We start from the raw sequence: 14,523 nt of genomic DNA, 5'->3' as shown, positions 1-14,523 counted from the left end.
TGTAACCAGATAATTTAATGGCTCATTTTATAGAAATTCCTTGTCAAAGTGAGATATTATCAATTAAATTAGATTCTAGTAAATGATTTTTTTAATAAATAAACATAAATGGTTTTTCTTATTATATCCCTAATAATAGGGTTGCTTGCTTTTGGTGCTATGATGGCAGCAGGCGAGACTTCTATAACGGCTGCTGCTCCAGGAAAACTACATAAACTAAAATCAGATGGCAACAAAAGGGCTGTTACAGTTCTGAAAATCATAAAAATAAAAGATAGAGTAATTAGCACACTACTAATTGGTAACAGTCTGTCTAATACTTTATGCACAACAATAGCAACCAGTTTGTTCATCGATCTACTTGGAGATGATATAGGCACAATTGTTGCATCGATAGTAATGTCATTTGTAATTATTGTTTTTTCAGAAGTAGTACCAAAAGCCATAGCTGTTGCCAAGCCCGAAAAAATAGCACTTTTTACAGCTCCGGCAACCGTTATACTTCTAAAATTATTTAAACCACTAAATGTCTTACTTGCATATGTAGTAAAAATATTTTGCTTTATATTCCGGATCAATTTACAGCAGGAAGTCTCCGTTGAAGATGAAGTACGTGGTGTTATCGAACATCACATGCACGAGGGAAATGTAGTTAAAGATGATAGAGACATGCTTGGGGGTATCCTTGATATAAGGAATATGGTTACCGCTGATATTATGATTCACAGAAGTAAAGTTTTTGCTATTAATATCGATACACCTAATGAAAAGTTGCTTAAAGCAGCCCTTGCCTCAAACCACACAAGGATTCCCATCTGGGAAAAAACGCCAGATAATATTATAGGTATATTGCATATAAAAGATCTTGTCCGTAAAATACACGGCGCAAAAATTAATATAAAAGACATTAACGTACGATCATTGCTTAAAACCCCAATATTCGTACCGGATAATGCTCTAGTAGTCCAGCAGCTACAGCTTTTCAAAGAAGGACAAAGCCATTTGGCCTGCGTAGTTGACGAATATGGAGACTTGCAGGGAATTATTACTATGGAAGATGTAATAGAAGAAGTTTTTGGTCAGATATATGATGAACATGATTATACCCATAACAAGATTATAAAAAGCTCTGAAAATGAATATATTATTGACGGGTCAGTATCGATTCGAGATGTTAACCGAGAGCTAGGGTGGGATTTACCGGAAACGGAAGCTACAACAATTGCAGGTTTTGTAATCAATGAAATGAAAAGAATACCGAATCAAGGAGAATTCATTACCATCGACAATCTAAAAATAGTCGTTAAAAAGAAAACACAAAATCGCATAAAATCTTTAAGTATTTTAGTTCACCCAGACAAGGACGAAAATAGTGATTAGTCTTACTGGCGATTGTTTGTTGGTGTTTTCTATAGCAACCTCAATCTTAGCCATTTTTACTAAGCGTTCTATTAAAGCTTATATTTTTTGGATAAGTAGCTTAGCTGTAATTACTGCTTTTCTTTTGCTAATCCTGGCTTTTATAACTTCTGATTTTTCAGTTAAAAATGTTTTTCTGAATTCAAGTACCATTAAACCATTAATATATAAAATAGCTGGTAGCTGGGCAAGTCATGAAGGATCGATGTTACTTTATGTAAGCATGCTCAGTTTTATTAGCTCCCTGTACATAAAAGTAGTCAATTACCAAGGCAACACTCGAAATGCCCAAATAACAATTTTAGCTTTTATTCAAATATTATTCTTATTTTTTATATACTATACTTCAAATCCTTTTGATAATTTTAAATTTGCCCCAGAACAAGGACTTGGGTTAAACCCTGTATTACAGGATAAAGCTCTTTCCATCCATCCCCCGTTACTATATATGGGTTACGTATCTTACGTAACTCTTTATGTAAACGCAATATTACTACTTTTAATACCAAAAGAGAGAACAACCTTGATAAAAGATAGTTTACGTCTTTCAGGGTTTGCACTTATTATGCTTACAGCTGGTATAGGTCTTGGAGCATGGTGGGCATATAGGGAACTTGGCTGGGGAGGCTATTGGTTTTTTGATCCTGTAGAAAATATATCCCTAATGCCTTGGATTGCAGGGATTAGCTTACATCACTTCTTGCTAGTTACTAATAAATCAAGAAAATTTTTTTACTGGAGCGTAATAACTTCCTTTGTAGCGTTCTTGCTTACTTTATACGGTCTTTTTTTTGTAAGAAGCGGAATAATTACTTCTGTTCACAGCTTTGCATTCTCCCGGGAGCGTGGTTTCTACCTCTTTGTGATCTGTAGCATTTTAACTTTCCTAGCCTTTGCTGCTTTTATAGTAAGAAAGAAAGAAAATCATACAGGTAGTAAAGATAATGTGGCTTCTGTATTAACGATACGTGATAAGGCTATAATGGTGGGAAATATTTTATGGATAACCGCCCTTTTATCTTTATTTATTGCCGTTATATATCCTATCTATCAATCATTTTTTTATGAAAATAACGTAGCCATTGACCCAGAATATTTTCATCAGATATTTATTCCGATTTTTATACCTTTAATGCTAATTGCTGCCATAATTCCTTACCTTAATAACCATCAAAGTTTTTCTCGAAAACTAATTCATTTACTAATTCCTTTTCTCATTACCTTAGTAATTTTCCATTATATACCTAAACCTGGTATCATTAGCACAGCCATAATATTTGCTTCTACCTTGTTAATGATTCAAATGACAAATTTATTTCTAATTGAAAGTAACTACTTCCAGAAATCTTTAACGCCGAGAAAATTGTCACTAATAATTGGCCATTTGAGCCTAGGCTTATTAGCTTTTTCTATAAGCATTAACGTTCTTTTTTCAAAAGAAATTGAATTTATCGGTAAAACTGGTGAGTCTGTTTCTGATGAATTCTTTTTAGTAAAATTGGATAATATAAGATTTAGCAATACAGAAGTCTATTATAGACAGACAGCTGAATTCTCAGTTCAAGATAACAACGGTAACGTGGTCATCTTAAAACCAGAAAATAGATTATACAAAATTGAAAATACTCTTTCACAAGAATCTGATATTTACTCATACCTGACACACGATATGCTTGCTAGTTTAAGCAAGGTGAACGGTAATACCATCCACGCTATTATATATTATAAACCTATGATTTGGTTTATCTGGTTATCACTATTCCTAATAGCTGGTAGTTTTGTTATTTATATAACTAAGGTAAAATAACTACCTATCCTTAAAATAAAAATACTTCGCTAAAAACTTAATTAATAGTAAACTTATTAATATATAAGTAATTTTTTAAGGTATGGTTATGAAAACATTAATATGCAATATACCTAGTGACCGTCTACAAAATGAATATATAAAAGATTATATTCTAAAACAATATAAAGAAAATAACAAAATACGAGTGTTATCAGAAGGAGCAGTAAGCGATGGGTCAGCCAGTGAATATGATTTGTACGACGAATTATCCAAAACTACTCTCGAATTAGAAAAAGAAGGAGTAAAAATATTTGGTATCGACGATAGGATCACTACAATAAAGAGTTCCAATAACACTGCAGAAAGTTTAATTCCTACAAGTTTAAGCGATTTTACAAAAATCATCCCCAAAGAACATGATGAATCTGTGTTCAATTATGTAGAGAAAGAAAAATTACCTTGTATAGCAATAGTTTGCGCTTTCCATGTTATTTCTTGGATTTTTCAAGGTAAACTAAGTGATAAATATGAAGTAATCCTACCAGTACATGATAAAACACTATTTGAATTATTAAGTAACCCTGGAGCAAAAAAGTTTGGTAGCGAAGAGGAAGCCGCAAAAATAATTGGAGGATTATATAAACAAGTTTTAACTTTGCCTTCTATTAAAGTTATCGATATAGACAAAAACCCCTTAAAAGAAAAAGAAGAATCAAAAGAACGATTTAGAGAATTATCATCCACTGAGCAAGAAGAAGAAACAGCAGAAGAAGGGACTAGTATAATTAAATCATCTACATGCAGCTTAAGCTCCACTTCTTGTGAAAGCGTCATTTCTTGCGCCAGTAGCAGTGTAATCAGCACACCGACAATTTTCAGTGAATTAATTTCTAGTAAAATTACTAAAGAAGTAAGTTTTAGTGGGGAAACTATTGAATCTCACGAATTGTAAGAAAGGGCTTAAAACTTTAAAAGGGTAAGATTTGACTTTACTGGTACTATTAAATTATCTAACTTTTGCCAGTTAACTCTCAGATAAACATTCAAGGTTTTTTAATAGCTTTTAAAAATAGGAACAATTATAATTAACGTGAATATTATAATGTTCACGTTAATTATAATTGACTGCACCTAGCCCGTTGTGCTACTAATTCCTGAGAAAAACAATTTTTTTATTCCTTGAATTTACTGAGATGTAAGTCATATTTGGAATTACTAATATAATATATCTAGAAGGAGGTTTTATGAAAATATCTTATCAATTCATGAGAACAGAGAGGGTAGACGTTGATTCTGATTTTCATATATCTGGTTATGAAGATGATCCAGTTGAAAGCAAGGTATGTAATAAATTTAACGCTAGGAAAAACGGCGGTTACCCTGTTTATATAATTCAGCATCATACGGTCGCAGATTTTGAGAGGACAGTTAACTTATTTACTGCAAATAAAGGGGACGATATGTGGAATTGGGGGTCTGCGCATTATGTAATTGATCAAATAGGAAATATAGAGTGTATGGTAAATCCAGCTTATAGAGCTTACCACGGGGGAGTAGGATATTTTACTACCGGAAGTAAATTTAACCCAAGCGGATCTGTACCCATAAATGATATAAATAGTTGGTCAATTGGTATTGAAAATGTCAATGATGGTTACAGCATTTTTCCAAAAGAGCAAATGTATTCTAACTTTTTACTAATGGAAGAGCTGGTAACAACATTCCCTAGTATAAATACTAAATTTCTACTAGGACACGCAGACTGGGATTCAAGTAGAAAATGCGATCCTAACCCTTACTTTGACTGGGAAATAGCAGCGCATGCTGGAGAAAAATTTGAGGAAATAGAACATAATTTTGGCGTGTACCCTACTATACAATATCAACCTGATTCTCAGAAAATAATATCTGGTTTAAAGAGTGATTCAATTGACCCTATTGAAGTCAAACATGTACAGGAAATTCTTGCGGAACTTGGTTACAATGTTTTCGCTAAGGATAGATCAAATGAAGGTATATATGACTTACAGACAAAAAATTGTGTAAAAGCATTTAAAAACCATTATATGAATAAATCTGTGGTAGCGACATTGGAAGATATAAGATTATATGAATCATATGATGATCACCATCCTTTTATGATTGAGATTACTAATAATACACTAGATACTATGGGAGAAGTAGCGGATCTGTTATCGTAAAGATAGCTTACCTCTGTCTTTTTTAGCGATTTCCCCAATATAGCTGGAAAGCTAATAATATTAGGAAATAAAAAGTGACTTTTACATAGAGTGCATTAGTAGCGATAATTTTCTAATAACGCTCTAAAATTATACTAATAATATCAGCGTTATAGGTAAAGATATTACTTATTAAAAAATATTTAAATTTTAACTCTATCAAGGAATACCATATTAGGTAAGTTTCCAAGGATAGAGGATAAAAAAGAGTACTCAATAGCAGTATTAGTATAGCAGGTACTACTTTATAAACCTTAGACTGATGTTCCATAAACTGTGTATAATTATTCTATACGGTTACGCAAATAAAGGGTTTCAATAAACAATTAGTTTTTAGTGAAATTACTTATAGAAGTAAGCTTTAGCGGAGAAATTATAGAGGTTCAGGAGTTTTAAGGAAGAGTTGCCAAACGGAAACAACCTAAATTTAGGGCTTTCCCCTCCCAATAATCATTTAAAATATGGGTGGGTGATAATGCTCTTTACTATTTTTTCTGGGGCTAAACCAAAATGATTGTATAAGACTTCTGCAGAAGCCGAAAGGCCAAACTGATCCATACCAAAGAACATTCCATCTAAACCAATAATTTTATGCCATCCTAAGCTCGATCCAGCTTCAATAGCCACTTTTAGCTTTGCATCAGAAACAAGTTCCTTTAAATATCCTTGCCCTCTTTGGTTTAAATTTTCAAAACAAGGAACAGATACAACTCTTACTGATTTACCATAAGATTTTTCTAATATTTCCTTAGCCTCAAGGCCAATTGATACTTCTGAACCAGAAGCAAAAATAACTATACTGATATTTTTATTGTCTTTAGCTTCTGAAATAACATATGCACCAAGTGCGCATAAGTTATTTTGTCGCTTGGAACTTAAGCTCAGCTGTTTTAGATTTTGCCGTGAAAGCGCTAGTATTGAAGGGCCATCATAATGCAAAGCTTCGATATAACATTCAAAAGTCTCCACAAAATCCGCAGGCCGAAAGACTTTTATATTTGGCATAGCTCTAAAAGATGCAAGATGTTCTATCGGTTGATGCGTCGGGCCATCTTCCCCGACACCTATTGAATCATGAGTCATTATATATATGACTTTAGTTCTCATAATCGACGCCAGTCTAATTGCAGGCCTCATATAATCCGAAAAAACGAAAAAAGTACCAACTATCGGTAACAACCCTGAAAGTGCTAGGCCATTCATAATCGCTGCCATAGCGTGTTCACGAACGCCGTAATGGATAAAGTTACCAGAAAAATCCTGGGCATTTATAGCTTTATTATTTACTCCAAAAACGTTGTTAGAAAGCGACAGATCGGCTGAGCCACAAATAATTTTATCATTATGCTTAACTAGTTCCTGTAGAATTTTACCAGATGACACTCTAGTTGCTTCCATCTGGTTGTTAATCCCAAAACTTTCTAAATTAAGTGATTGATAATTAACCGTACCTCCCTCCCCCAGATATTCTTTCTCTTTAGGACTTAACTTGGCAAATGCTTGCTGCCACTTATCAAAAAGTTCTTCATTTCTTTTACCTGCTTCTTGCCAAACATTAAACAAGCGATCTTCAATTTCGAATGGTGTATTATTAAAAGAAATACTATTTTTTAAATATTCAATTTCGCTACTGCCAAGAGGAGAACCGTGAGATTTTTCGCTTCCAGCTTTTAAATTAGTTCCTTTAGCTATAATAGTTTTACAGGCAATAAAATATGGCTTGTTAGATGCATTTGCCCTGTTGAGAGCTTCAGTTATTTGATCAAAATCATGACCGTTTATTGACTCAGCTTCAAATCCAAAAGCCTTAAACTTAGTTAAATGGTCTTCAGATACCGTAAGACTTGTACTGCCGTCAATAGAGATGCCGTTATCATCAAAAATCACTATCAAATTATCCAACTTTAAATGCCCTGCTAAAGATGCCGCTTCATAGGATACGCCTTCCATTAGGCAACCATCTCCGACTATAGAATATACCTTATAGTTGCAAATATTTTGTCCAAGGTGGGCTTGATATTTCTTCTGCGCTATTGCCATGCCAACAGAAGTTGCAAATCCCTGACCAAGAGGCCCGGTGGTAGTTTCAATAGCTTCATATAAGTGGCTTTCAGGATGGCCGGCAGCTTTTGAGCCAAAAGACCGAAGGGTTTTTATTTCATTTAATGAGAAATCTTTAAATCCGGCAAGATAATAAAAAGCATATAGAAGCATTGAGCCATGTCCGGCAGATAGCACTAGCCTATCACGATTAAACCACTTTGGCTGACCTGGATTAAATTTTAAAAATTTAAAAGCAAGTACAGTCATAACATCTGCCATACCAAGAGGCATACCCGGATGACCTGATTTTGCGGTCTCTATAGCATCAGCTGTTAGAATTCTTATACAGTTACTAAGTTCTTGTAAAAGTAACTTTTGATTTTTCTCTAACTTCATTATATTAATTACGTAACCTCGAATAAGCTAAATCGGGTGCAATTCTAAAATAAAATATTTAATATGACAACCATATTCTCGAAAGTTCCTCACTGGTTTAACACGATATTTCTTCAATTATGGTTATCTATCTCTTCCGTCAGCTTTTATCAAAGGGTTATTTCATCTTATAACGGTTACGGGGTAAAATATATCCTAACTCTTTCTTTTGCTTCTTCGTTATTGTGTAGTATATATATGCTACATTACATAGATAATATAAGACAGTATTTTTCCTACGGTATCATATCCCAAGCCGTTGTTAACTTAGATCATATATTATCTCAATTTCCTGAGCTAAAATATGACGGAACAAAAATCTCTCTTGAACAGTCTGAGCCAATATACATAAATAATATATATAACCGGCCCATAGTCGCCATAGATCCAGATAACAAAATACCAGCCTCAAATAAAGCTAAAATACCTATTTTACTAACAAGTAGAAAAATCTTGTTCTCCTTTGGTGATACACAAAAAAATAATGTAAATAATTTTCAGGTTGATTATAAGCAAATATTTGGCAATGAAGAACAAGTTATTACTCAAGCAACAACTAGAGCTTTACTAGAAAAATTTTTCAGCGCAGCTCCAAAAGTTGTTATTTATGGAGTATTTCCACTTATTGGATTGCTTATTTTTCTCAACACTTTCTTTGAAAAAAGCTTTATTATAGTAATAATATATTTACTTGCACATTTTATGTCCATAAAGTTTTCTATGAAAATTTGCGCCAGACTTGTAATGTTTGCTAGTGGAGCATTTGTTCTCTTACAACCTATTACTCTGCTTGTAGCCCCTACTTACGGTAATTTTATATGGATAATCCAAATTTGGGCAAATTTACTAATGATTCTTGGTATCTTAAAATTTACCAATCACAATTTTTTTAAAAATAACTAGCCCTTACCAATAACATAATATTCCACACTCTTTACCTAAAAAAAGTAATTTTATGGCACTTGTAAGTTTTGTTAATATATAATTAACTAATTATATATTAGCCTAGTAGCAATAAGCATAAATTACAAAATAATATTACTATATATGGCAGAAAAATCAGATGGTAATCCTAAAGATACAGCACTTGGGGAAAGAGAACAATTCGACAGTTTCGATAGACTTCAAAAGGTAGACCAGAAAGACCTTAATGTTGACAAATTAAAAGCCACTGATAAAGATTCTGACAGCGAAGAATTACTCGCAACAAAAGATCGTACTCATTATACTAATATTAAAGAAGAATCAGGTATCGTTAAGTTTACAAATACCGATTTGCAACTAGATGATAATCGTAAAATAGAAGACGTAGACCTTGCATCGATTGAAAATTTTACGAAAACAGGGGCTTCTCTTAATAAAAATATGTTATCAAAATCCGGTAATCTCCTTACAGATAATGACTTTAAAAAAACAACTGGCACTCAATCCATTGAACAGAACTCAAATACTATAACCGGAGAGGCAAGAATTTCTAGTATCGCCGATAGAGAACAAGATATTAATCCCCTTCAACCATTAAAAACTAATAACACCGATATTCAAAAAGATCCTTCACCTGAGAAGGATACAGAAGGTTCTCAAGACAAACAAAATGATGATAGTGATCCTAAGCCACTGGTAAGTCAGCAACCCGGTGATAGAACTGGCGGCGATGGTGGAGGAACTGGCGGCGGTGGTGGAGGAACTGGCGGCGGTGGTGGAGGAACTGGCGGCGGTGGTGGAAACAATGGCGACGACCACGACAACGGCCATGGTAACGACGATGACGGAAACGACGATAGCAACCCAGGAAACGGCGGTGGAGGAACTGGCGGCGATGGCGGAGGTACTGGTGGCGGTGGAAACAATGGCGACGACCACGACAACGGCCATGGTAACGACGATGACGGAAACGACTATAGCAACCCAGGAAACGGCGGCGGAAACAACGGCAGCGGTCATGATAACCCTCCTACCCCCCCAGTACTATTACCTAATGGTAATTATAGTCTTACTCCAGGCCAGGGGTTTTCATTAACTATTGATTCAATTGACTCAGATGCTGGTTACAATAGTAGCTTTGGTCATTATTTTGCCGATAATAATGGTAATCCTATTTCTGGAAGTATTGATTTTACAAATGTTAAAGAAAGCCTTGGTATCGGCGATTCAGTAATTATCAATTATGCTCCAGGCGATATTCCTCCTGGAGCGGTAACAGTGGGATTCTTTATTATCCCAAATGGAGATGCATTAAATCCCCTCTTGCCGGAAGGAGCAAACGTTACTTTCTCATTAAACGATCAGGGGCAATGGGCAACTAATTATAATGGCACTCCTATTAATGGTGAAGGAGCACCAGTCTATTTTTCTGACCCTAATTTAAATCCTGATGGTGGGGTCAGCCATTCTAATAACAATGCTGGACAAATTAGCTTCGAAGATTTATTTGGTGGTAGTAGCGACGGCGATTATAACGATGTAATAGTAAATGTCCAACTTACTCCTTATACAGGCTCAGGACTAGATAATGGAGGAAATCACGGTGGCGGAGTCAATGGCGACGACCACGATAACGGCCATGGTAACGATGAGGACCACAACGACGATAACAACCCAGGAAACGGCAGGGGTACTGGAACGGGCGGCAGTGGCGGAGACCATAACGACGACAATGGCCATAGTAACGATGATAACCACAATGACGATAGTAACCCGGACAGCGGTGGTGGAAATAACAGCGGTAGCAATAGCCGTGCTAATGAAGAAAACGGACAGAATAATGATAAGAGCAATCTAGGTAATAATGAAAACATAAAGGATATAAACAATGATAAAGAAAATAATAACAAAGATTTTAACAGCCACGATAATCAGATTGAAAATGGCTCTGGTAAAGATGACAATAACAGCCATACTGTAAATGACCACTCTGGCCAGGCAGACACAAATATATCAGCGATGGATAGCAATAGTTGGACAGATATAGTATCGAAGGATTCTGATATTAGTAGTCAACCTATTACTTCAAATTGGGTAGAACAGGTTGATAGTAACCATGAGGCAGATATAGTAAATAACAATGATAAAGATCACCAAAACAATAATAGCGAGGATTCTCACCATGAAACCACCGATGATACCATTAATAATGATGATAAAAGTTCCTCTAACCATAATTATTAATTCAACTAGCTTTGGTAGAGGAACTTTTAAAACTCCTAGAAAATATAAAGTCAATTGCAAATATCGTAGTTTTTAACAAGGGTAACACAGAAACTTTAAACGTACTATAACGAGCTCCTCCAGGGGAGGAACTGCTCTAATTGCAGATATTGTTACTACTATTGTCCCTTTTGGTGGAGAGGCCGTCTTAGAAGTAGCAAAAAGATACCTTCTCTTGTATAAGCTTACGGCCTTTTTTGACTATTGCGATTGTATGGGCTTGGGAATAAAATTTCAGATTCTGAATATATACTGCTGATAAAATATAGAGCACGTGGAATTAGATAAAGCTAATATTAAATTGATTCGTTAGCTTCTTAACAAAAAATTAAAATTACTCCAAGATTTTTATACATGATTTACCTAGCCAAAATTTGTACAATTGGAATTAGAGGACTTATAAAAAATTAAAGACCGTCGGTTAAGGATGTCCAAACAACAAAACACAATATTTAGAATAAATTTAAGGCTAACTTAGGCTTGTTTCGCTTTAAATCTTTTATTGACTTTGTTAATAACTAGGGTTCTGCCCTTTCTTTTTACTATCCGGCAATTTTTATCCCTTGTTTTGGCAGATTTGAGAGACTTTAAAACTTTCATAATATTTATTTTTTTGATTTATGTGTATTCATCAATTTCAAGAATGGTATTATAAATATTTTTAGGCCTAAGGTCAACCATGAATAATCATTTTAATTAACTAAATGTTTTTATACTTGACCTTAATATTTAAGAAAATTATCATCCAAGGAAATTTATTTGGAGAAAAAAATGAAACCGTATAGCGATCTTGCAAAAATCATTCACCGTGAAGGTTACATATTCATTATTATTTTTGCCGTAATAACTTTTGTACTAGGTTCTTTTAGTACAACATTTGGGTGGATCGGCACTATTAGTACGCTATGGTGTGCTTATTTTTTCAGAAATCCAGAAAGAGTTACACCGGTAAACGATAATTTTATTATCAGCCCTGCCGATGGAATAGTTCAGGCTATTAAAGAAGTAACCCCACCGTCAGAACTTGGCCTTGGTGATGATGAAATGATCCGGATAAGCATATTTTTGAATGTTTTTAATGTCCATATCAATAGAGTTCCGGCAACCGGTAGGATTTTGCAGTTGCATTATCATCCAGGAAAATTCTTTAACGCTTCTTTAGAGAAAGCAAGTATTCATAATGAACGTCAATCTGTTTTAATGGAAACTGTTAACGGAGTAAAAATAGCTTTTGTTCAAATTGCCGGCTTAATTGCAAGAAGAATAGTATGCGATTTAGAAGAGTCTCAAACTGTAAAAGCTGGTCAACGATATGGGTTAATAAGATTCGGCAGTAGAACTGATATTTATTTGCCTTTAAAAACAGCTATCCTAGTATCAGAGGGGCAAACTTGTGTCGGTGGAGAAACTGTACTAGCTGACATGGATTTAAGCAAATCTTCTCAACCAAAGTTTGAAGTAAGATAATTATTATTTAAAGACAAGGAAAAAGGTTTTGTCAAAATTGAAAAAATCACCGAGGATACTAAAGCCTGTACCTGTTGTAAAATTGATTCCCAATATACTGACTTTAATCGGTCTTGTTATAGGGGTTAGCTCTATACGTTTTGCTTTAGACAGTAAATGGGAGATATCTGTTTACTGTATATTAATAGCAACAATTATAGACGGGCTTGACGGAAGAATAGCAAGAATGCTTAATGCTACAAGTCATTTTGGTGCGGAATTGGACTCTTTATGTGATTTTGCCAATTTTGGGTTGTGCCCAGCTTTTATTATATATTTATGGTCTTTCCAGCAGTATGAATACAAGGTCACATCTTGGGCTGCCATAACCTTTTTTATTGTCTGTATGGGTATAAGGTTAGCGCGTTTTAACGCTACAATCATTAAACCTGTTGAATCTAAAAAAGCAACAATGTTTTCAACAGGAGTGCCAGCACCAAGCGGAGCAATGCTTGCTTTACTCCCAATCATACTGGATTTTGAAATTACTACCTACTTTGAAGATTTTAGCATGAGAAACCACACCCTGCTAATAAATTTATATATTTTTTTCGTAGCAATTCTTCTAGCTAGCAGATTACCTACAATATCTATCAAGCAATTCAACATAAAACCTGAATATTTATCACTCTTCATGGCGATGTTTGCTATAATAATTATTGTTACTGCAATATACCCTTGGTATATGTTACCGATAGCAGCTATAGTATATCTATTATCAATAATTATTTGCATTAATATAGCACGAAGGTTATGAACCTACTCTCTAAGTATTTATCGCATCGATATTTTGTTCATATTTTAATTACTGTTGCTGTTATAACCTGTTTCTTGATTTATAGAGTATATATATGGACAAAAACCCAATATACCGATAACGCTTACCTTGAAGCTGAGATCTCTAGTGTTAGTTCGGAAGTAAGCGGTATAATTAGCGAAATATTAGTAGAAGAAAACAATAAAGTTACACATGGGCAAATTATAGCTAAAATTAAGGATGACGATTATCGAGCTAATTACGAGAAAACATTAGCAACTCTAGAAGGAGCAAAAAGAGATATAGAAATAATAGACCAAAACATAAAGCTTGCCCAAATTGAGCAGACAAAAGCGAAAGAATCTCTTGAATTTGCTGAAACTAATTTAAAGTTTACCCAAGTAGATTATAATAGGATTCAGGCACTTAGCAAAGATAATTACGCCAGTAAACAAAAACTCGATAGCACTGAAATAGCCTTGGAAAAAGCAAAAAATGAATTTTCTCAGGCAAAACTTAATATGCAATCAAGCCAAGAAAAATTAGCTCTTTTAGAATTACAGCGCTTATCTTCCATAGCAAAACACACTACTACTGCGCAAGAGGTAATCCTCGCTAAAAGAAACCTGGATAACACACTAATACGTTCCCCTATCGACGGAACAGTGGGTAATAGCTCTTTAAAACTTGGAAATTATATAACCGCAGGCGTTGTTTTATTTGCAGTCATTCCAGAAAAATTATATGTAAAAGCGAACTTTAAAGAAACCCAGGTGACTAATTTTAAAACCGGAATGGAAGCAGTAATGACCTTTGACTCGGAATCTGATTATGAAGTTATTGGTTATATCAGAAATCTTTCTCCTGCAACCGGAGCAAAATTCAGTTTACTTCCTCCGTCTAATGCAACAGGCAATTTTACTAAAATTGTCCAGCGTATACCAGTATCAATTGATTTTGACATCCCTCAAGAACTAATAGGTAAATTAAGTCCTGGTATGTCTACCATAGTAAAGATAAGGACAGATAAAGAACCTGTACATTAGAATTTTATAGGAAGTAAATATGAATTGGATCACGCAGAATCTAGATAAAGGCGTCACCTTTGCTTTTTCTTTACCCTTAAA

At 34.4% G+C, this 14,523-nt stretch carries 11 protein-coding genes; 9 read left to right on the top strand and 2 right to left on the bottom strand.

Annotation, left to right across the window (positions count from 1 at the left end):
• Nucleotides 1-108 precede the first annotated feature (108 nt).
• From N3Z16_RS08525 to N3Z16_RS08510, 4 genes are all read left to right on the top strand, one after another.
• Complete coding sequence (locus N3Z16_RS08525; protein WP_223938430.1) at nt 109-1,380, top strand: HlyC/CorC family transporter; 1,272 nt, start codon at nt 109-111, stop codon at nt 1,378-1,380.
• A 22-nt stretch (nt 1,381-1,402) separates the two neighbouring features.
• Nucleotides 1,403-3,226: a heme lyase CcmF/NrfE family subunit gene (locus N3Z16_RS08520; RefSeq protein WP_282486166.1), complete on the top strand. Its 1,824-nt coding sequence runs from the start codon at nt 1,403-1,405 to the stop codon at nt 3,224-3,226.
• Nucleotides 3,227-3,314: 88 nt separating this feature from the next.
• Nucleotides 3,315-4,160, top strand: a complete 846-nt coding sequence (locus N3Z16_RS08515; protein ID WP_282486165.1) for a hypothetical protein — start codon at nt 3,315-3,317, stop codon at nt 4,158-4,160.
• Nucleotides 4,161-4,452: 292 nt separating this feature from the next.
• Nucleotides 4,453-5,409, top strand: a complete 957-nt coding sequence (locus tag N3Z16_RS08510) for a peptidoglycan recognition protein family protein (protein WP_282486164.1) — start codon at nt 4,453-4,455, stop codon at nt 5,407-5,409.
• A 489-nt stretch (nt 5,410-5,898) separates the two neighbouring features.
• Here N3Z16_RS08510 and tkt read toward each other — a convergent pair whose 3' ends face one another.
• A complete protein-coding gene (tkt, locus tag N3Z16_RS08505) occupies nt 5,899-7,887 on the bottom strand; it encodes a transketolase (RefSeq protein ID WP_282486163.1) in 1,989 nt (662 codons plus the stop codon).
• 63 nt (nt 7,888-7,950) lie between these two features.
• Here tkt and N3Z16_RS08500 point away from each other — a divergent pair, with 63 nt between their 5' ends.
• The gene (locus N3Z16_RS08500; RefSeq protein WP_282486162.1) at nt 7,951-8,829 is read left to right on the top strand and encodes a DUF1189 family protein; all 879 of its coding nucleotides are present in this window, start codon (nt 7,951-7,953) and stop codon (nt 8,827-8,829) included.
• A gap of 144 nt (nt 8,830-8,973) precedes the next feature.
• Entirely contained in the window at nt 8,974-11,094 is a 2,121-nt protein-coding gene (locus N3Z16_RS08495) for a DUF4114 domain-containing protein (protein WP_282486161.1), read from the top strand.
• A 513-nt stretch (nt 11,095-11,607) separates the two neighbouring features.
• Here the strand turns inward: N3Z16_RS08495 and ykgO are convergent.
• The gene (gene ykgO / locus N3Z16_RS08490) at nt 11,608-11,733 is read right to left on the bottom strand and encodes a type B 50S ribosomal protein L36 (protein WP_223939334.1); all 126 of its coding nucleotides are present in this window, start codon (nt 11,731-11,733) and stop codon (nt 11,608-11,610) included.
• A gap of 171 nt (nt 11,734-11,904) precedes the next feature.
• On the opposite strand from ykgO, the gene N3Z16_RS08485 reads away from it, so the two are divergent.
• The 3 genes from N3Z16_RS08485 to N3Z16_RS08475 are packed head-to-tail and all read left to right on the top strand — an operon-like array spanning nt 11,905 to nt 14,442.
• Nucleotides 11,905-12,600 (top strand): phosphatidylserine decarboxylase, encoded by a 696-nt coding sequence (locus N3Z16_RS08485; protein WP_282486160.1) that lies wholly within the window; start codon nt 11,905-11,907, stop codon nt 12,598-12,600.
• Nucleotides 12,601-12,628: 28 nt separating this feature from the next.
• Nucleotides 12,629-13,396: a CDP-alcohol phosphatidyltransferase family protein gene (locus N3Z16_RS08480; protein ID WP_223939336.1), complete on the top strand. Its 768-nt coding sequence runs from the start codon at nt 12,629-12,631 to the stop codon at nt 13,394-13,396.
• On the top strand, nt 13,393-14,442 hold the full coding sequence (locus N3Z16_RS08475; RefSeq protein ID WP_223939337.1) for an HlyD family secretion protein: 1,050 nt from the start codon (nt 13,393-13,395) through the stop codon (nt 14,440-14,442). Before N3Z16_RS08480 ends, N3Z16_RS08475 begins: the two co-directional genes overlap by 4 nt.
• Nucleotides 14,443-14,523: the final 81 nt, after the last annotated feature.

The organism is Candidatus Megaera polyxenophila (genome assembly GCF_029982035.1).
Taxonomy (GTDB): Bacteria; Pseudomonadota; Alphaproteobacteria; order Rickettsiales; family Rickettsiaceae; genus Megaera; species Megaera polyxenophila.
Note: the sequence above shows the minus strand (reverse complement) of the source record. Positions and strands in the feature narration are given on the sequence as shown.